Source organism: Clostridium sp. UMB9555A (assembly GCF_030222355.1).
GTDB lineage: Bacteria > Bacillota > Clostridia > Clostridiales > Clostridiaceae > Sarcina > Sarcina perfringens.
The window spans coordinates 1-19,716 of the sequence record NZ_JASORQ010000001.1 but is presented as its reverse complement, the minus strand read 5'-3'; the positions used below and the strand labels follow the sequence as shown (position 1 = coordinate 19,716).

General features: G+C 29.6%; 15 protein-coding genes, 2 tRNA genes and 2 riboswitches. Of the genes, 5 read left to right on the top strand and 12 right to left on the bottom strand.

What is annotated here, in order from left to right:
• Positions 1-46 precede the first annotated feature (46 nt).
• Complete coding sequence (locus QP548_RS00085) at positions 47-667, bottom strand: CBS domain-containing protein (protein WP_003457372.1); 621 nt, start codon at positions 665-667, stop codon at positions 47-49.
• Between the two features lie 292 nt (positions 668-959).
• Here QP548_RS00085 and tsaE point away from each other — a divergent pair, with 292 nt between their 5' ends.
• The 3 genes from tsaE to rimI are packed head-to-tail and all read left to right on the top strand — an operon-like array spanning position 960 to position 2,568.
• Complete coding sequence (gene tsaE / locus QP548_RS00080; protein WP_003457392.1) at positions 960-1,424, top strand: tRNA (adenosine(37)-N6)-threonylcarbamoyltransferase complex ATPase subunit type 1 TsaE; 465 nt, start codon at positions 960-962, stop codon at positions 1,422-1,424.
• Complete coding sequence (gene tsaB / locus QP548_RS00075; RefSeq protein ID WP_003457395.1) at positions 1,418-2,122, top strand: tRNA (adenosine(37)-N6)-threonylcarbamoyltransferase complex dimerization subunit type 1 TsaB; 705 nt, start codon at positions 1,418-1,420, stop codon at positions 2,120-2,122. Before tsaE ends, tsaB begins: the two co-directional genes overlap by 7 nt.
• Complete coding sequence (rimI, locus tag QP548_RS00070) at positions 2,122-2,568, top strand: ribosomal protein S18-alanine N-acetyltransferase (RefSeq protein ID WP_061429089.1); 447 nt, start codon at positions 2,122-2,124, stop codon at positions 2,566-2,568. Before tsaB ends, rimI begins: the two co-directional genes overlap by 1 nt.
• A 93-nt stretch (positions 2,569-2,661) precedes the next feature.
• Here the strand turns inward: rimI and QP548_RS00065 are convergent, their stop codons facing one another.
• Together QP548_RS00065 and tex are read right to left on the bottom strand one after the other, a co-directional pair.
• Entirely contained in the window at positions 2,662-3,258 is a 597-nt protein-coding gene (locus tag QP548_RS00065) for an ECF transporter S component (RefSeq protein ID WP_003468145.1), read from the bottom strand.
• 125 nt (positions 3,259-3,383) lie between these two features.
• A riboswitch (FMN riboswitch) is annotated at positions 3,384-3,501 on the bottom strand.
• Between the two features lie 102 nt (positions 3,502-3,603).
• The gene (gene tex / locus QP548_RS00060; RefSeq protein WP_061429090.1) at positions 3,604-5,766 is read right to left on the bottom strand and encodes an RNA-binding transcriptional accessory protein Tex; all 2,163 of its coding nucleotides are present in this window, start codon (positions 5,764-5,766) and stop codon (positions 3,604-3,606) included.
• Positions 5,767-5,877: 111 nt separating this feature from the next.
• On the opposite strand from tex, the gene QP548_RS00055 reads away from it, so the two are divergent.
• A complete protein-coding gene (locus QP548_RS00055) occupies positions 5,878-7,221 on the top strand; it encodes a M28 family metallopeptidase (RefSeq protein WP_061429091.1) in 1,344 nt (447 codons plus the stop codon).
• Positions 7,222-7,486: 265 nt separating this feature from the next.
• Here the strand turns inward: QP548_RS00055 and prfB are convergent.
• The 6 genes from prfB to QP548_RS00025 form a co-directional block, all read right to left on the bottom strand.
• A protein-coding gene (gene prfB, locus QP548_RS00050) for a peptide chain release factor 2 (RefSeq protein WP_096516759.1) occupies positions 7,487-8,582 on the bottom strand; the annotation gives its coding sequence in 2 pieces (ribosomal slippage) (positions 7,487-8,503 and positions 8,505-8,582; 1,095 coding nt in all).
• Between the two features lie 253 nt (positions 8,583-8,835).
• The gene (gene secA, locus QP548_RS00045) at positions 8,836-11,355 is read right to left on the bottom strand and encodes a preprotein translocase subunit SecA (RefSeq protein WP_061429092.1); all 2,520 of its coding nucleotides are present in this window, start codon (positions 11,353-11,355) and stop codon (positions 8,836-8,838) included.
• Between the two features lie 234 nt (positions 11,356-11,589).
• Positions 11,590-12,129, bottom strand: coding sequence for a ribosome hibernation-promoting factor, HPF/YfiA family (gene hpf / locus QP548_RS00040; RefSeq protein ID WP_003452413.1), 540 nt, complete (start codon positions 12,127-12,129; stop codon positions 11,590-11,592).
• A gap of 452 nt (positions 12,130-12,581) precedes the next feature.
• Positions 12,582-13,241: a ComF family protein gene (locus tag QP548_RS00035; protein ID WP_061429093.1), complete on the bottom strand. Its 660-nt coding sequence runs from the start codon at positions 13,239-13,241 to the stop codon at positions 12,582-12,584.
• Complete coding sequence (locus tag QP548_RS00030; RefSeq protein ID WP_061429094.1) at positions 13,217-14,179, bottom strand: hypothetical protein; 963 nt, start codon at positions 14,177-14,179, stop codon at positions 13,217-13,219. The genes QP548_RS00035 and QP548_RS00030 overlap by 25 nt, the downstream gene beginning before the upstream one ends.
• Before the next feature lie 17 nt (positions 14,180-14,196).
• Complete coding sequence (locus QP548_RS00025) at positions 14,197-16,431, bottom strand: ATP-dependent RecD-like DNA helicase (RefSeq protein WP_003462673.1); 2,235 nt, start codon at positions 16,429-16,431, stop codon at positions 14,197-14,199.
• A gap of 136 nt (positions 16,432-16,567) precedes the next feature.
• Here QP548_RS00025 and nagA point away from each other — a divergent pair, with 136 nt between their 5' ends.
• The gene (nagA, locus tag QP548_RS00020; RefSeq protein ID WP_061429095.1) at positions 16,568-17,704 is read left to right on the top strand and encodes an N-acetylglucosamine-6-phosphate deacetylase; all 1,137 of its coding nucleotides are present in this window, start codon (positions 16,568-16,570) and stop codon (positions 17,702-17,704) included.
• Positions 17,705-17,841: 137 nt separating this feature from the next.
• Here the strand turns inward: nagA and metK are convergent, their stop codons facing one another.
• From metK to QP548_RS00005, 3 genes are all read right to left on the bottom strand, one after another.
• A complete protein-coding gene (gene metK / locus QP548_RS00015; RefSeq protein WP_061429096.1) occupies positions 17,842-19,017 on the bottom strand; it encodes a methionine adenosyltransferase in 1,176 nt (391 codons plus the stop codon).
• Between the two features lie 248 nt (positions 19,018-19,265).
• Positions 19,266-19,371: riboswitch (SAM riboswitch) on the bottom strand.
• Positions 19,372-19,447: 76 nt separating this feature from the next.
• Positions 19,448-19,533, bottom strand: a tRNA-Tyr gene (locus tag QP548_RS00010).
• Between the two features lie 5 nt (positions 19,534-19,538).
• A tRNA-Thr gene (locus tag QP548_RS00005) sits at positions 19,539-19,614 on the bottom strand.
• Positions 19,615-19,716: the final 102 nt, after the last annotated feature.

Sequence of the window (19,716 nt, the reverse complement as noted above, 5' to 3'; positions counted from 1 at the left end):
AATCAATATTATATATGCTCTATACTTATGTGTTTATAATAGTTTACTATGCTAATTTAAATCCTGACTCTTTTAATTTCTTTTTAATATTTTCAACATCTATGCTTTTAACCCTAACTATAACCTCTTTAACATCAGTTAAACTCTTTGTATCTACAATAACTATGCTTAATATATCTCCACCTTCTTCAGATATTGTCTTAGTTATTTTTGATAATTGTCCTGGGACATCATAAGATCTTATTACTATTCTTTCCCCTTTATTAAGTCCAAAAGCATTGTTAAATTCTCTAAAAACTGCCTTATGAGTTAGTATTCCTTTGAAATTATCAAATTCATCTACAACAGCCACAAAAGAAATTCTCATTCTTTCTAACATGGATACTGCCTTTTCTATATGTTCTGATTTATTTATTATAGGAACCTCTGTTTTTAATATTTCACCTACAGTAATATTATTTAATACTTCATCTTTGCTTAAATTATGTTTAAAGTAATATTTATAGATAGAGCTTTTAGCCACTGCGCCCCTAAACTTATCTCCATCTACTACAGGAATTGATAAAAACTTATTATCCTCCATGATTTTTAGTGCATCTTTAAGTTTAGTATTAGAATCAACTAAATCTAGATTTTCTTTCTTTGTCATAATAGCTTTTACTAACATACAAATCCCCCCAATTCCTAAATTTATATACTATTATTATACTATTATATTATTACATAGTTATCCAATTATATTAAATTTATCAAAGTATTAATTAAAGATACTTTTCCACTTTTATTGTTAATATTATAATAATTTTATAGGTATATGTTTTATTAAATATTAGGAGAATTTTTAACTATTTAAGAAACATAATAAAACTTTAAATACCTTATTAAATCTACTCTCTCTTTTCTTTTTCTTTAAATTTGGATAGAATGATTAAAGAGTGTTAATTTGAAAGGAGTTCTTTATGGAATTTATAGTAGATAGTGTAGATAAAACTATGCATATTGGAAGACAACTTGGTTCTCTTGTAAATAAAGGAGATATTCTTTGTTTAACTGGAGACTTAGGAACTGGCAAAACTCATATAAGTAAAGGAATTGCAGAAGGATTAGGAATTGACGAGCATATAACTAGTCCAACTTTTAATATAGTTAATGAATATCATAGCGGAAGATTAACTCTTTATCATTTTGATGTTTATAGAGTTAATGATCCCGATGAAATTGAAGCAATTGGCTTTGATGAATATATCTTTGGTGATGGAGTAAGCTTAATTGAATGGGCTAATTACATAGAAGAACTTATTCCTGAAGAGTATATACATATAAAAATAGAAAAATTACCTGATATGGGTGAAAATTTTAGAAAAATAAGTATTAATGGTTATGGTGATAGATATAACTACATAAAGGAGATAGAAGAATGTTAGTATTAGCTATTGATTCATCTTCTAGCACAGCTACTTGCGCTCTTGTTAGTGAAAAAGGAGTTCTAGGAGAAATAAACTTAAATGATAAAAAACAACATTCCGTTTTATTAATGGACTTAATAGATGATTTACTTAAGTATAATAATCTAAAGATTAAAGATTTAGATGGATTTGCTATTAGTGAAGGTCCTGGTTCATTTACTGGACTTAGAATTGGTATGGCAACTGTTAAAGGATTAAGTTTTGGAAGTAAAAAACCTTCTGTTTGCGTTTCTTCCCTTGATGCTTTAGCTTATAATATTTCAGGATTTAATGGAATAATCTGTCCTATTATAGATGCTCTTAGAGGAAATGTATATGCTTCTCTATATAAAAAAGAAGGAGATGAGCTAGTATCTCTTAGTGAAAAAGAATGCATTTCTTTAACTGATTTAATTGAAAAAATAAAAGAAAAAAATGAGGATGTTATCTTTGTGGGAGATGGAATAAGCAAACACAAGGAAGCTTTAAAAGAAGCTCTTCCTAATGGCTCTTTTGCACCTAGTCATTCATCTTATCCAAGAGCAGCATCAGTTGGAGAATTAGGCTTAAGATTATTAGAGTCAGGAGTTTCTCATGATTTAAATACATATGCTCCTATATACTTAAGAAAATCTCAAGCTGAAAGAGAATATGAAGAAAGAATGAGATTAAAATAATGAATTCATATAAAATACAACTTATGAATTCTTCCCATGTTAAGGGCGTTTTTGAAGTAAGTAAACTTAGTCTTGCAGAATCTTGGAATATGGATTCTATAGAAAAAGAACTTTCTAATAAACTAGCAAAGTATCTTGTTGCTTTACATGGAGACAAGGTTATTGGTTTTGTTGGCATGTGGATTGTTTTTCATGAGGGAGATATAACTAACGTAGCAGTACATCCTGAATATAGAAAACAAGGAGTTGGAAATCTTTTAATAGATAATCTAATTACTTTATGTAAAGAAAATAATATAAATTCTCTTACATTAGAAGTTAGAGAGTCTAATATTCCTGCTCAATCCCTTTACAAAAAACATGGATTTAAGGAAGAAGGGATAAGAAAAAACTTCTACAATAATCCAAAAGAAAATGCCATAATAATGTGGAGACATGATATTTAGAATATATTTTTTATTAGTATTTATTTTTATCTAAATCTTTAACACTAATATAAAATAATAGGGACTATATCATTTTGATATAGTCCCTTTCTATTATCCTAAATTTTCTTTCATTTGTTTTGGTTTATCTAGCATAGGTTCAACCTTAAATATTGATACAGAAACCTTTTTATATAAAGCATATGTTATTCCACAAACCAATATAGATTTTATTCCGTTAAATGGGATTAATCCAACTGTTACATATTGCATTAACTCTGCTTTTGACATAGCCATACCGTATGCTGGAAGCAATAAATAAACATTAGCTAATATTCCTACCACTTCTATACATAAAACTCCTAGTACCATTCCTAAAATAGCAGTTTTCTTAGTTTTATTTTTCTTATAAACTAAAGCTGCTGGCCATACTAAAGCTACTCCAACTAAGAAATTAGCAAGTTCACCTACAAATCCTGTTCCAGTTCCCTTTACTATTAATATTAATAAATTTTTCATAAGTTCTATTATTACCCCTGCTAATGGACCAAAAGCAAAGGCTCCCATAAGTGCAGGCACATCGCTTAAATCAATCTTAAGCCATGGAAATATAGGTATTACTGGAAAGTCAATATACATAAGTATTACTGCAATTGCAGATAAAAGTGATAATTTAATGAATCTGTTTGTGTTTAAGGTTTTTGTTTTCATTTTGTCCCCTCCCAAAAGTTATTTCCTCTGGGGCTATTAAGTCTTTAATGATTTTTTTCAAATAAAAAGCCCTGATACATATACTTATATCAGGGCATATAGATTCAGAATTTAAATCATTAAACACTCATCTTCTTTCATCCAGACTATACTGTCGGCCTCGGAATTTCACCGAATCATGCTAAAAACTAGCTCGCGGGCTTTACCGCCGGTGGGGACTTACACCCCGCCCTGAAGACTTTTTTATTTCATTTGTTATAATTTTAACTCTTTTTTATATAAATTTCAATATATTAAATATTTTTATCTACTAAAATTTTCACTTATTTTAATTAATTTTCTAACTTAACCTTCTTTTTTCATTGATAATGAAATTCTCTTTCTTTTTAAATCAACATCTAATATTCTAACTTCTACTACATCTCCAACCTTAACTATATCAAGTGGATGTTTAACAAATCTATCTGCCATTTGGCTCTTATGAACTAATCCATCTTGGTGAACTCCAATATCTACAAAAGCACCAAAATCAGATACATTTCTAACTGTCCCCATTAAAATCATACCTGGTTTTAAATCTTTCATTTCTATTACGCCAGACTTAAATATTGGTTTAGGTAATTCCTCTCTTGGATCTCTTCCAGGCTTTTTAATTTCCTTTATAATATCATTAAGTGTTGGTTCTCCAACTTCTAATTCTTTTGCTAAGTTAGAAATTCCTTTTGCTTTTACTCTCTCATCTATATCTACTAATTTGCCATTTTTTAAATCTTCTTCTGTATATCCTAAAGTTTTTATAAGTTCCTTAGCTACTTTATATGACTCTGGATGAACTGAGGTATTATCTAAAGCTTCTTTACTTTCCATAACCCTTAAGAATCCTGCACATTGTTCATAAGCTTTTTGTCCTAATCTTTTAACTTTTAAAAGCTCTTTTCTACTTTTAAACTTACCATTTTCTTCTCTATAATCAACAATATTTTTAGCTATTGAAGCATTTATCCCTGAAATATAACTTAATAGTGCTGGAGTTGCTATATTTAAATCTACTCCTACATTATTAACACAATCCTCAACTATACCAGCTAAAGATTCATCAAGTTTTTTCTGAGTTACATCGTGTTGATATTGTCCTACTCCTATAGCCTTAGGATCTATTTTAACAAGCTCAGCTAATGGATCTTGAAGTCTTCTTCCTATAGAAATTGCTCCTCTTACAGTTACATCTAAGTCTGGATATTCCTTATTTGCAAGTTCTGATGCTGAATAGACAGAAGCTCCTGCCTCAGAAACTATAACATAAAATAATTCTTTTCTTGTTTCCTCTTTTATTTCCTTAAGCATCTTTGCAATTACTTCTTCTGATTCTCTTGAAGCTGTTCCATTTCCTAAAGAAATAACTTGAACTCCATGTTTTTTAATAAGTTTTTTAAGTGTACTTATTGTTTCATCAATTCTATTTTGAGGAGCTGTTGGATAAACTGTTGTATTCTCAACAAATTTTCCTGTTTCATCTAAGATTGCTACCTTACATCCAGTTCTAAACCCAGGGTCAAATCCCATTACAACTTTCCCCTTAATAGGAGCTTGCATTAAAAGAGCTTTTAAATTAGCCTTAAATATATCAATTGCTCCCTCTTCTCCCTTAGAGGTTAATTCACTTCTTATTTCCCTTTCTATTGAAGGATATATAAGTCTTTTAAAGGAGTCCTTTATACTTTCTTCTAAATACTTATCAGTAATTTTATTTCCCTTTAAAACTTTTTTATTTAAATAATCTATAATTCTTTCATCATTACAAGTTACTTTAACAGAAAGAATTTTTTCCTTTTCTCCTCTATTTATAGCTAATATTCTATGAGATGGAATTGTTCTAACAGGTTCCTTATAATCATAATACATTTCATAAGGTGTTTGTTCTTCACTGCTTCCTTTTACCTGAATTATTCCATCCTTTTGAACAAAATTTCTAATCCATTTTCTATAATCAGCATTATCAGATATTATTTCACTTATAATATCCATAGCCCCTTGAAGAGCTTCCTCTTCATTTTTAACACCTTTTTCTTCATTAATATATTTATTAGCCTCTTCTACTATATTACCATTAAACTCTCCTGATAAAATAAGCTCTGCTAGTGGCTTTAATCCTTTTTCAACAGCCATGGTAGCTCTTGTTCTCTTTTTAGCTTTAAAAGGTCTATATATATCTTCAACCTCAGTAAGAGTAGTAGCTTTCTCAATTTTTAGTTTTAATTCTGGAGTTAATTTTTCTTGCTCCTCTATTATTCTTAAAACATCTTCTTTTCTACTTTCTAAATTTCTTAGATATGTTAATCTCTCATTAAATTTTCTTAGAACCTCATCTGTTAATCCACCAGTTCTTTCTTTTCTATATCTAGCTATGAAAGGTACTGTATTTCCTTCATCTAACATTTCTATAACGCTTGTTACCTGTTTTAATGAAATACCAAGTTCCTTTGATAAAATATGATTTATATTGTCCATAATGTCCTCCTATGTTTTATCTATTAATTTAATATTAATAGTAATTTTTTGAATAAACATAATTTAAATCTCATACTTTTAATTATAACCTAATTATTTATGGAGGATAATATGAAAAAATTATATATAGCCACAATAAATATACTTCTTTGTACATTTATTTTGCTTATACAACTCTCTCTAGTTTATAAAAATAGGCTTGATCCCTTTGAAAGAGAAGGTGTTTTAAAGAATATAGAATACTTAACCTCTGATGAATTAGAAGGAAGACTTTGCGGAAATGAAGGTAATTACTTAGCTCAAGAATTCATTGAAAATTCTTTTATTAAATCAAACATAAAAAAACTTAATTCTAGTTATCTTCAAGATTTCAATGTAAAAGCCCCTATTTTAGTTGAAGGAGAGCCTTATTTAAAAGTTTACGATAAAAATAATAAGTTAGTATCTTCATATAAATATGGAGTAGATTTTAAAGAAGCCTTTATAAACTTTAGAGTAAATCATATAACTTTTGATAATACAAATGAATTTAAAGTTCTTCCTACAATAATGAAAGGAACTTCTTCATCTAATAACAGTGTTGTATTTCTCTCATCTCCAGTAGATTCTTTTAATTTTAGAAGCTCTTTTATTGAGGATACACCTTGTGACTTATATGTGGTAGTAGCTCCAAATCTTATAAAAGAACTAGAGACATATTTAAATAAAGGTTACAAAATAGACTGTTTTATCCCTTATGAGGTTAAAGAGAAAGTTGTTAACAATGTTACTGGAATTATAAAAGGTAAAAATCCATTTTTACCCCCTTTAGTCTTAACAGCTCATTTTGATCATATGGGGAAAGGACTTTCTGGTGAAATTTATAGAGGTGCTTTAGATAATGCTTCTGGTGCTTCATTTTTATTAGAATTAAGCTCTTTTCTAGCTTCTCTTCCTCAACCATCAAGAGATATAATAATAGTCTCTCTAAATGCTGAAGAATTTGGATTACTAGGTTCTAAAAATTTTGCTAAGGAAAATAAAGACTTATTAAAAAATGCTACAGTTATTAACTTTGATATGATCGGAAGTGATAAAGATATCCCACTCACATTTATGGCAGGAGAAGATCCTTGCTTCCACAGTGATTTACTAGATAGGCTTTGTGAAATTTGTAATGAAAAGAACATAACTAATATTATAGAAAATAAAGATTCCTCTGACCACGCAAGCTTTATTAAAGAAGGTTTTGATGCAATAACAATAAATGATGGTGATGTAACAAGAATTCACACACCAGAAGATAAAATTGAATATATAAGTCCTACAGCCATAGATAGAAGTTTCTCTGTGGTGTGGAGCGAAATATTTGACTCAGCTTACTCATCCTCTGGATTATTCTTATTAGACTCAAAAGTTCTTATATTGCTAATATTATCAGCTTTACTTTGTTTAATATTAAAGTTAAGGAGTTAAATTATATAACTAAAAAATATAAAATTAAAAAGTGATTATACAAAAAACAGTAGATAATTTTGTTTTTTACACAAAACTATCTACTGTACCTTTAAATAGAAATTAGCATTTAAGCCCTTATATAGAAAAGTTAACCTAAAAAACTAAATACTAGGCTAGCTGCTTAATAGTTTTTAAGATGTTTTCAAAGTGCTTACTTAAAATTCTTAATTCAAATTCATTAATTCTCATAATCTATTTATAAGTTTTTTATATAGTCACCCTTTTATGAATTTAAATAGGCAATTATAAAATTATCTATATCTCCATCCATTACTCCGTTAACATTAGATGTCTCAACATTAGTTCTATGATCCTTAACCATTGAATATGGATGGAAAACATAACTTCTTATCTGACTTCCCCATCCCATATCTTTTAATTCACCTGTTAAATCCTCTATTTTTTCCTTATGAGCTCTCTCTTTAAGTTCTATAAGTTTAGACTTTAACATTCCCATGGCAGTATCTCTATTAGAAAACTGACTTCTCTCATTTTGGCATTGAACTACTATTCCAGTTGGAATATGAGTAATTCTTACTGCTGACTCAGTTTTATTTACATGCTGACCACCAGCTCCACCTGCTCTATAAGTGTCTATTCTTAAGTCTACAGGATTTATTTCTATATCTTGATCTGATGTTAACTCTGGTAAAACTTCTACTGAAGCAAAGGAAGTTTGTCTTTTACCATTAGCATTAAAAGGTGATATTCTAACTAATCTGTGAATACCCTTTTCAGCCTTTAAATATCCATAAGCAAATTCACCTTTAACTTTTAACGTAACACTTTTTACTCCTGCTTCATCTCCAGGTAAATAATCAATAGTTTCTAAGGAATATCCCTTCTTTTCACACCATCTTGTGTACATTCTAAGAAGCATTTCTGTCCAATCATTAGCATCGCTTCCACCAACACCTGTATGAAGTGTTAGTATGGCATCATTTCTATCATATTCACCAGAAAGAATTGTCTCTATTTTTAATGTATCTATCTCTTTACTTAAAGCCTTAACTTCGCTTATTATCTCCTTAGCTGTTTCCTCGTCATTTTCTTCCATAAGCTCTTTTAATACTTCTACATCATCTATTCTTTCATTTAAATTTTTAAACTTATCAATTTTATCTTTTACTCTTTTTGCTTCTTGGGTTACTTCTTGGGCCTTTTGGACATCATCCCAAAATCCCGCCTCTTGCATCTTAAGCTCTAATTCTGCACTTTTCTTCTCTAAAGATGCTAAGTCAAAGTGAAGCCCCCATTTCCTTTAAATTATTTTTTAGTTCATGTAACTTTGATAATTGATTTTCAAGTTCCATAATCATAAAAACTTCACCCCTAGCTTTAATTATTTTCATACTATAAAGTATATCATTTTATAGCTATTTAAAACAATAAAATCATATTTAGCAAAAAATTTAAATATAATCTTAAAGTTCATAAAAATATTTAAAAAAAATTGAATATCAGTAGAAGTTCAAGTCATTCCAATATTATATGTACAATTCATAGCATTTTATCTATTAATAAAATTATATAAAAAAGCCTCTGCAAATAATGCAAAGGCTTTTAATTATATTAAACTACTTCTCTTCCACAACATGATTTATATTTTTTTCCACTTCCACATGGACATAAATCATTTCTACCTACTTTAGGCTCTTTTTTAACTGGTTTTTTCTTTACTTCTTGAGAGTCTCCACCATGACTTGCTCCTGTTTCCTTAGCAACTCTTTCTCTTTGTGGTTTCTCAGCTTCAACTTTTACATGGAATAAGTATCTTACTGTGTCTATTTTGATGTTATTTATCATTTCATCAAACATAGCACTACCTTCCATTTGGTAAGCTTGAGTTGGATCTTGTTGTTTGTAAGCTCTTAATCCAATACCTTGTTTTAAGTGATCCATATCATCTATGTGATCCATCCACTTAGTATCAACAACTCTTAAGATTATAACTCTTTCAATTTCTCTCATTTGCTCTGAGCCAACGAACTCTTCTTTTTCCTTGTAGATTTCCCTAGCACATTCAATGAATTTTCTAGTAATTTCTTCATTTGAAGAAGTTTTTAATTCTTCTACAGTGAATTTACCATGTGGTAACATTATATCTTCTAAGTATTTTATTAAATCTCCAAGTTCTTTTTCAAAATCATCTTCATCAATATTTCCTAAGTGAGCTTGAACAGCACTAGTTACAACATCTTCAATCATAGCTTGAACGCTGTCTTCTAAGTTTTCACCCTCTAAAACTTGTGATCTTTGCTTATAGATAACTTCTCTTTGTTTATTCATAACATCATCGTATCCTAATAATGTTTTTCTTATATCAAAGTTGTTACCTTCTACTTTCTTTTGAGCATTTTCTATTGATTTAGTAACCATTTTACTTTCAATAGCCTCAGTTTCTTCTAATCCTAATCTATCAACAACAGATTGAAGTTTTTCTGAGCCAAATATTCTCATTAAATCATCCTCTAAAGAGATATAGAATCTTGAATGACCTTTATCTCCTTGACGACCAGAACGTCCTCTAAGCTGATTATCTATTCTTCTTGATTCGTGTCTTTCAGTACCTATGATTTTTAAACCACCAACTTCTAAAACACCTTCTCCAAGTTTAATATCAGTACCTCTACCAGCCATGTTAGTTGCAATTGTTATGTTACCTAACTCACCTGCATGAGATACAATTTCAGCTTCTTGTTCATGATATCTAGCATTTAAAACCTTATGTGGAACACCTTTTTTCTTTAATAAAGATGAAAGATATTCTGATTTTTCTATACTAGTTGTACCAACTAAGACTGGTTGACCTGTCTTATGAGTTTCTATTATTTCTTCCACTATGGCATCATATTTTCCTTTAGCAGTTTTAAATACTAAATCTGAGTGGTCTTCCCTTTGAACTGGTCTATGAGTTGGAATAACAACAACGTCTAGTCCATATATTTCTCTAAACTCAGTTTCCTCAGTAAGTGCAGTACCTGTCATACCTGCTAATTTAGTGTACATTCTGAAATAGTTTTGGAATGTTATAGTTGCTAAAGTCTTAGATTCTCTTTGAACTTTAACACCTTCCTTAGCTTCAATAGCTTGGTGAAGACCATCTGAATATCTTCTACCTTCCATAAGTCTTCCTGTAAATTCATCGACTATAGCTATTTCATCATCTTTAACCATGTAATCTTTATCTCTCTTCATTACATAGTTAGCTTTTAATGCTTGAGTAATATGGTGTTGTAATTCCATGTTATTAGCATCTGCGTAGTTTTCTATTCCAAAAGCTTTTTCTGCCTCTGCAACCCCTTTATCAGTAAGCATTGCAGCATGTGCTTTTTCGTCTATTGTATAATCTTCTTCTCTTAATTTCTTAACAAAGAAATCAGCTATCTTATAAAGATCTGTTGATTTACTTCCTGCACCTGAAATTATAAGAGGAGTTCTTGCCTCATCTATAAGAATTGAGTCAACCTCATCCACTATACAGTAGTGTAATGGTCTTTGAACTCTTTCTTCTTTGTAAATAACCATGTTATCTCTTAAATAATCGAATCCAAACTCATTATTTGTTCCATAAGTTATATCTGCATTATATGCTTCTCTTCTTTGATCATTAGTTAATCCATGAACTATAACCCCAGTAGTTAATCCTAAGAATTCATATAATTGACCCATCCACTCTTTATCTCTTGTTGCAAGATAATCATTAACTGTAATTACATGAACACCTTTACCAGCTATAGCATTTAAATAAACAGGTAAAGTAGCAACTAATGTTTTACCTTCACCAGTTTTCATTTCTGCTATTCTTCCTTGGTGTAAAACTGTACCCCCAATTAATTGCTCTCTATAGTGTTTCATTCCTAAAACTCTTGTTGATGCTTCTCTACAAACAGCAAAAGCTTCTGGAAGCATGTCATCTAAGCTTTCTCCTTTAGCATATCTATCCTTAAATTCAAATGTTTTTTGCTTTAATTCTTCATCAGATAGTTTTTCCATTTCAGGCCCAAGCGAATCTATTTTGTCTACAATAGGTGTTATTCTTTTAACTTCTCTATCGCTATAACTTCCAAATATTTTATCAAATAATCCCATTATAATATCCCTCAATTCTACTTTCTTATATGCTTAATATTCTAATAATTATCTCATTATAACACATATATACATTATTCTAAATTTTCAAAAAAAATTATTTAAAATAATTCTCATTAGATTATACCATTTATAGTAACCTATTTTCAATAAATGTAATAATTTAGATAAAACTTTTACATAAAAATAAAAAGATGTAGGTAAAAACCTACATCTTTTTTTATATTTATTCTATTATTCTTCGCCTAATCCTGGTTCAATTAAACCATAATTACCATCTTTTCTTTTATAAACTACATTTAGTTGATTTGTCTCTGGATCTTGGAATACAAAGAAGTCATGTCCTATAAGCTCCATTTGTAAAACTGCTTCTTCAGCTCCCATTGGCTTAACATCAAATCTTTTAGTTTTTACTATTTTTGCTTCTTTTTCTTCTTTCATATCCTCTATTGGATCTATATGAGCAAATCTTAATGAATCATATCTATTTTTCTTTGATAATCTAGTTTTTTGTTTTCTTATTTGTCTTTCGATTTTTTCTTCAACTAAGTCTATTGACTTATACATATCGTCTGTAGATTCTTCACCTCTTAATAATATTCCATTAAAAGGAATCATAACTTCTATGATTTGTTTATTTTTCTCTACGCTTAAAGTGGCCTTTGCTTCAACTCCTGGTTCAAAATACTTGCTTAACTTGGATATTTTCTTTTCTACACAATCCTTTAAAGCATTTGTTAACTCTATATTCTTAGCATGTACTGTTACTTTCATATCGTCAGCCCCTTTCAAAAAAAACAAGTAACCTTAAACAATGTAAAGGTTTAAATATTATACTATAATTGTACTCTGTTAAAGGATTTTATACAAGTTTTAATTATTTTAATTAACTTAATTTTTTATAATATAGATCTTAATTGTCTAATTAAATCTTCTCTTTACTTAATTTATTTATAACAGATGTAACTTGACAAAAAATAAAAAAGGACCATGAAAATCATAGTCCCTTTTTATAGCTAGTTGACCTGGTCTTTGACCCCACACTCGCCTACTGGAGCTTTCGCTACCCGGAGTTAACCTCTCACTACTAACCCTCTCAGCCTTTATTGGCTGGTAGGTCTTACTTCTAAGCCGCACCATGCTCATTAAAACTTTGTTTAACTTACGTGGATCGTTTCGCCTGCGACTGGCATCGACTTTCAACCACAAACCTAGCTACATTACTATTATATATTACTTTTAGCAATAGTCAATAAAAAAATTTTAATATCTTTAATTTTTTTTAGTTCTCTTACACAGGCCTTTAATGTGGAACCTGTAGTCATTACATCATCTAAAAGTATAATACTTTTTCCTTCTAAATTCTTATATCTTTTAAGATAAAAAGCATTTTTCACATTTTTTTCTCTTTCTTCTTTAGATAATGACTTTTGTTCTTTCACCTTATTTCTCTTTTTTAAAGTTTCTATGGATTTAATCCCTAGTCGCTTTCCTAATTCTTTTGATAAATATTCACATTGGTTAAATTCCTTCTTTCTAAGGGAATCCTTAGCTACAGGAACATATGTTATAAAATCAACATCTAAATTTGATTCTTTTATTTTTTCTTCTAGTAACATAACTAATATTTCACCAGCATGAAAATCTCCTTTATATTTAAGTCTTAATATTAAATCCTTAACTATAAAAGAATAATAAGAACAGATTAACATTTCACATTCTTCAATAATCAGAGTTTCATTTGCCTTTTGTATTTCCCCTTTGCATTTATCACAAATTATTTTTTCTCCATCTTTATTGCATACATAACACTTTTCTTCTGTTGGATAAATAGCTTCTAAAAAACATTGAAATAAATAATCTACCTTATCTCTGACTCTCTCCATAAAGTTTTGTTAAAGCCTCTTGCTAACCTCCTAGCAGTTTCTATGTTATCTCCCTCTTCATTACTTAATAATATTACTTCTCTTCCAGTGCATTTATCTTTGCATAAAGCTCCACAGGCAAATATTATTTTTTTGTAATCAACAATATCTTTTTCAAAAGAATAAATCACCATATCACACTCTGGAATAGAATCAAAATATTCATGTAATGAATCTGTTATAAAAATAATTCCTTCTTTTTTAAATCTACTTTCATTTACTATATTTAAAAAGGAATTCTTTTTATCTTCTTTTACTATTTTAACCTTATTTTCTAAATTTAAATCCTCAGTATAATATTCATAAATTTTATTTAAGTTAAATTTATTTGGAACATATACAACCAAGATTCTCTTTTCTCTTATAAACCATTCAATATAATCATATAAGGTATAAGGCATTGAAGTTTCTAAATTAACTCTAGTTGTTATTAGTCTCGGCTCTAAGAAATGTGTTTTTCTTTGATTATTTAATATTTCTATGTGCTTTATATTATTAAATACCTTATCTACTGAACATATTACTATTTTCTTAGATAGGCGTTTTAAGTACATTAAATCCTCATTGCATTCAATACTACTCTTATTTGAATATAAACTTACATCATCATATATTATTAAATCAAAATTCTTTTTTATATTAAAAATATTATTAAAATTTATAAAATCAAAATTCATAGAATTTAATTGCTCATTCTTACAAACTTTTCTACTCTTACCTACATACAAAACTTTTTCATTATTTATTAAACAATCACTAATTAAACTTTCAATAAAGTTCAACTTTTGATAAGGCTCACATATTAAATTTATAAACCTATCATTGCTTTTTACATACCATTTCTTTAATATATGACTATATCTATTCTCAACCCTTAAATTATTGCCATATAAGCTCACTTCTAAATCCCCCTAATTTAATCTTGTTCAAAAACCTCATTAGATATTACTTCTTTTATTCTCCAATTTAAAGAGGAATAACGCTCCATACTCCTTGTATTATCAACCATATATTTTAATGCTTTAGGTATTCCAACTACTACAACCATTTCTTTTGCCCTAGTTATTCCTGTATATAATAAATTTCTATTCATAAGTAATGGTGCACCCATATATGCAGGTATTATTACTACAGGGAATTCACTTCCTTGACTTTTATGTATTGTAATTGCATAAGCTAAATCTAATTCATCTAAATACATAAAATCATAAATAACCCTTCTTTCATCATCAAAGATTATAGATAGTTTTTTTCCTTCTAAATCTATACTTTCTATAAATCCCATATCTCCATTAAATACACCCAAGCCTTCATGCTCACCTTTTCCAGCTATTCTGGTCCATTTTAGAGAGTAGTTATTCTTTATCTGCATAACCTTATCTCCCTCTCTAAATACCATACTTCTAAATTCTTTTTCTTTTTTATATGGAGCCTTTGGGTTTAAGACATTTTGAATTCTTTCATTTAAATTTGTAACTCCTAATACACCCTTTTTCATAGGAACTAAAACCTGTATACTTTTTAACTTATCCCAATTTGAGTTAAACTTAGGCAACCTAGTATTTATTAAATCTATAATAGTATTTAATATTCCCTCTTGAATATCATTTCTTATGAAGAAGAAATCAGTACCTTTTTCATTTAACTTAGGCATCTCACCTTTATTTATTTTATGTGCATTTACTACAATCATACTCTCTTTTCCTTGTCTAAATATTTCTTTTAGACGTACAACCTTTGTAAATCCACTCTCTATAAAATCATTTAATACATTTCCAGCTCCTACTGATGGAAGCTGATCAACATCTCCCACTATTATAAGCCTAGTACCTACCTTAATAGATTTAAGTAAAGCATTCATTAAAGTTATATCAATCATTGATGCCTCATCTATTATAACCACATCAGCCTCTAAGGAATGTTCCTCTGCATTAGTTACAAAAACACTTTCTTCCTTTTCAAAGACTCCCATGTCAAGCATTCTATGTATTGTGGTAGCTTCTTTTCCTGTAGACTCACTCATTCTTTTAGCCGCTCTTCCAGTAGGTGCTCCCAAAAGAACCTTTAATCCACAAGTTTCAAAAATTTCAATTATACACTTTATTATAGTGGTCTTTCCTGTTCCTGGTCCCCCAGTTATTATCTCTATTCCATTTTGAAAAGCACTTATTATAGCGTCTTTCTGTGATTCTGCAAAAGTTATATTATTTTTCTTTTCAAATTGAAGTATTAAGTGATCTACATCTACACTTATATCCTGGAAATTGCTTATAGCTAAAGTTAAAATCCTATTAGTTATTCCAAGCTCACAATAATAATTAGGTATTGTGAAAACACCTTCTTTATCATTAACTTTCTCTAACTTTATCTTTCTATCTAAAGCTGCATTTTTAATATTTTCTTCTATTATATCTCCACTTACAGTTAATACATTACTTGCTTCCTTTATAAGTTCATCCTTTGGCATAAAAGTATGCCCATTAGCACAAAATTCATTTATTACATATCTTATACCACTTTGAATTCTAAAAGGTGAATCAATTTCTATTCCTAAACTCCTAGCAATCTTATCAGAAGTCTTAAATCCTATTCCTGAAATTTCATCACAAAGTATATATGGATTATTTTTAACTGTATCAACTGAGCTAGCTCCATATTTTTTATAAATCTTCAAACACTGATTTACACTTAATCCATGGGTTTGCAAAAATATAGTTATATTTTTTAATTCTCTTTGTTCTCTATAAGACTCAATTATGGTCTCTAACTTCTTTTTACCTATTCCTTCTATTTCTTTTAATCTCTCAATATTATTATCTAAAATATTAAGAGTATCTTCTCCAAATTTATTTACAATTTTTTTTGCCGTAACAGGTCCTATCCCCTGTATTATCCCAGAAGATAAATATTTTTCTATTCCATCCTTTGAAGTAGGTAATATCTCTTCACATTCTTCTACTTTAAATTGTTTTCCAAACTGGGAATGGTTAACCCAACTTCCTGTAATTTTTAAATTTTGACCTTCTTTTACATGTGGTAAAACTCCCACTGCTGTATGAATAATATTATTTTCTCTAAATTTTATAACTGTATATCCTGTATCTGAGCTTTTAAATACTATACTCTCAACTATTCCATTTAATGCTTCCATATTACCTCCTAAAAGGTTTCTCTTGAATTGTTATTACTATTAATTATATCACAATTATTAAATTTAAATCATAGTGCTTATTTTGTTGACTTACACAAATTAAAATTTTAAGATTATTATGAGGAAGGTGATTCGTATGTTAATAAAAAACTGTAATATAGTATATTTAGATAAGATTAAAAAGGGAAATATACTTATAGAAAACGGAAAGATAAAGGCTATAAATCCTAAAGAAGAATGTGATTGTGAAGTAATTGACGGAGAAGGCTTATTCCTATCTCCAGGATTTATAGATGTTCATATACACGGTGCTGGTGGTCACGATACTATGGATGGTACTTATGAAGCTATAAATGAAATATCAAAGGTTATAGTTAAACATGGTACTACTTCATTTTTACCAACAACAATGACTGTAGCTGCTGAAGACGTATGCAAGTCAATGGAAGCTATTCATAAAGCAAAAACTGAAGGAACAGATGGAGCTAATGTTTTAGGGGCTCACTTAGAAGGACCATTTATAAGCCCAAGTGCAATAGGTGCTCAAAATCCTGATTTCTTAATACCTCCAACAAAAGAAAACTTCTATAAATTAGTTGGGGAAAATGAAGATGATGTTGTTTCAATAACTCTTGCTCCTGAAGTAGAAGGTGCTAAAGAACTTATTAAATTCTTAAGTGAAAAAGGTATAGTTGTTTCAATGGGACATACTAAGGCTACTTATGAAGAAGCTATGGAAGGAATAAAATGTGGATGCTCTCATGCCACTCATTTATTCAATGCAATGACTCCATTTACTCATAGAGAACCTGGAGTTGTAGGTGCTGTTTTTGATAGTGAAATAACTACTGAAACAATCTCAGATGGTATTCACATAGCATATCCAAGTTTAAGAGTTGCCTATAAACAAAAAGGAACAGATAAGGTTTTATTAATAACTGATGCTATGATGGCTTGCTGTATGCCTGATGGAATGTATTCATTAGGAGGACAAGATGTTGAAGTTAAAAATGGAGCTGCAAGATTATTAAGTGGTTCTTTAGCAGGATCAATTTTAACTTTAGATGTGGCAGTTAAAAATATATTTGCTAACACTAATTACCCACTTAATGAAGTTATAAAAATGGCTACTTATAATGGTGCTAAACACTGCAAAGTTGATGACAAAAAAGGATTAATTAAAGAAGGCTATGATGCTGACTTAATTCTTTTTGATGATAATATAGATATAAAATATGTAATAGTTAATGGAAAATTAGTTCATAAAGCTTAATATAAAAAAAGTACTTTGATTTTTTCAAAGTGCTTTTTTATTTTATCTTAATTTTAAAATCACTATTTCATCTTAAAAGAATAAATTTATAGAAAAATAAAAAGCTTAGGATATTATATCCTAAGCTTTTCTATATATTAAAGACACTTCTTTATTTCTTCAACTTTGTTTAAGTTTTCCCATGGAAGATCTAAATCTGTTCTTCCAAAGTGTCCATAAGCAGCTGTTTGTCTATATATAGGTCTTCTTAAATCTAAATCTCTTATTATAGCTCCTGGTCTTAAATCGAAAACTTTGTTTATTATATTAACTATTTCTTCCTCTGATATTTTTCCAGTTCCAAAAGTATCTACTATAATTGATACTGGTTTAGCAACTCCTATAGCATAAGCAACTTGAACTTCTAATTTATCTGCAATTCCTGCAGCAACTAAGTTTTTAGCTACCCATCTAGCAGCGTATGCAGCTGATCTATCAACCTTAGTTGGGTCTTTTCCTGAGAAAGCACCACCGCCGTGTCTTCCATATCCACCGTAAGTGTCAACTATGATCTTTCTTCCTGTTAATCCAGCATCTCCTTGAGGTCCACCGATAACGAATCTTCCTGTTGGATTTATGTAATACTTAGTATTTTCATCTAATAATTCTGCTGGTATAACAGCTTTTATAACATGTTCCATTAAATCAGCTTGTATTTGCTCTTGAGATACTTCTGGACCATGTTGTGTTGAAATTACTATTGCATCTATTCTAACTGGTTTGTCATTTTCATATTCAACAGTAACTTGTGTTTTTCCATCTGGTCTTAAGTAAGGTAAAGTTCCGTTCTTTCTTACTTCTGTTAATCTTCTTGATAATCTGTGAGCCATAGCTATTGGTGCTGGCATAAATTCTTCAGTTTCATTAGTAGCAAAGCCAAACATCATTCCTTGGTCTCCTGCTCCAACTGCATCTATGTCAATTTTTTCTCCAGCTCTTGATTCTAAAGCTTCATCAACACCCATAGCGATATCTGATGATTGCTCGTCTATTGTAGTCATAACTGAACAAGTTTCACAGTCGAAACCGTATTTAGCTCTATCATATCCTATATTCTTTATAGTTTCTCTAGCTATTTTAGGGATATCAACATAACAATTAGTTGTTATTTCTCCCATTACCATTACTAATCCTGTAGTAACAGCTGTTTCACAAGCAACTCTTGCATTTGGATCTTTTGCAAATATAGCATCTAAAACTGCATCTGAAATTTGATCACATATTTTATCTGGATGCCCTTCAGTAACTGATTCTGATGTAAATAATCTTCTCATGGCTAATGCTATCTTACTATCATAATAAGATAGCTAATTCACCCCTTTCATTTTTATTTATTCCAACCCTGTTTATTTAAACAAATAACTTAATTTATCTTCCCACGATTCAAAATAATATCTTTAAAGCTTAATTAACAAACTTTATTTTAATGCGCGCCTTTAAAATATTTTTGTTAATAAAAAAATCTCTTCTCAAACCTTTAAAGATTTAAGAAGAGATTTTAGTTATATACTAAATTTATCTTCTCTCATCTTGTAAAGAATTTCTTTACCGGAATTGGCACCGTAGTGATTTCTCACTGGTTGCCGGGTTTCATAGGGCCTTTTTCCCTCCACCTCTCTGGATAAGAGTATATAAATACTAATTATTCTATTTTATTAAGATATTATTTTAATAAAGAGACACTTAATTAATAGTGTCTCTTTCTGGTGGTGGAAGAAGGATTCGAACCTTCGAAGTCGTCCGACAACAGATTTACAGTCTGCCCCCTTTGGCCACTCGGGAATTCCACCACTTATGGAGCTGATGATCGGACTTGAACCGATAACCTGCTGATTACAAGTCAGCTGCTCTGCCAATTGAGCCACACCAGCATATTAATATTTTATTTTTTATAAATGGTGGTGGAAGAAGGATTCGAACCTTCGAAGTCGTCCGACAACAGATTTACAGTCTGCCCCCTTTGGCCACTCGGG

What these genes read in the sequence shown, in the direction of transcription:
- QP548_RS00085 (WP_003457372.1), bottom strand. Translation starts at nt 667, where the DNA reads ATGTTAGTAAAAGCTATTATGACAAAGAAAGAAAATCTAGATTTAGTT.
- tsaE (WP_003457392.1), top strand. Translation starts at nt 960, where the DNA reads ATGGAATTTATAGTAGATAGTGTAGATAAAACTATGCATATTGGAAGA.
- tsaB (WP_003457395.1), top strand. Translation starts at nt 1,418, where the DNA reads ATGTTAGTATTAGCTATTGATTCATCTTCTAGCACAGCTACTTGCGCT.
- rimI (WP_061429089.1), top strand. Translation starts at nt 2,122, where the DNA reads ATGAATTCATATAAAATACAACTTATGAATTCTTCCCATGTTAAGGGC.
- QP548_RS00065 (WP_003468145.1), bottom strand. Translation starts at nt 3,258, where the DNA reads ATGAAAACAAAAACCTTAAACACAAACAGATTCATTAAATTATCACTT.
- tex (WP_061429090.1), bottom strand. Translation starts at nt 5,766, where the DNA reads ATGGACAATATAAATCATATTTTATCAAAGGAACTTGGTATTTCATTA.
- QP548_RS00055 (WP_061429091.1), top strand. Translation starts at nt 5,878, where the DNA reads ATGAAAAAATTATATATAGCCACAATAAATATACTTCTTTGTACATTT.
- secA (WP_061429092.1), bottom strand. Translation starts at nt 11,355, where the DNA reads ATGGGATTATTTGATAAAATATTTGGAAGTTATAGCGATAGAGAAGTT.
- hpf (WP_003452413.1), bottom strand. Translation starts at nt 12,129, where the DNA reads ATGAAAGTAACAGTACATGCTAAGAATATAGAGTTAACAAATGCTTTA.
- QP548_RS00035 (WP_061429093.1), bottom strand. Translation starts at nt 13,241, where the DNA reads ATGGAGAGAGTCAGAGATAAGGTAGATTATTTATTTCAATGTTTTTTA.
- QP548_RS00025 (WP_003462673.1), bottom strand. Translation starts at nt 16,431, where the DNA reads ATGGAAGCATTAAATGGAATAGTTGAGAGTATAGTATTTAAAAGCTCA.
- nagA (WP_061429095.1), top strand. Translation starts at nt 16,568, where the DNA reads ATGTTAATAAAAAACTGTAATATAGTATATTTAGATAAGATTAAAAAG.
- metK (WP_061429096.1), bottom strand. Translation starts at nt 19,017, where the DNA reads ATGAGAAGATTATTTACATCAGAATCAGTTACTGAAGGGCATCCAGAT.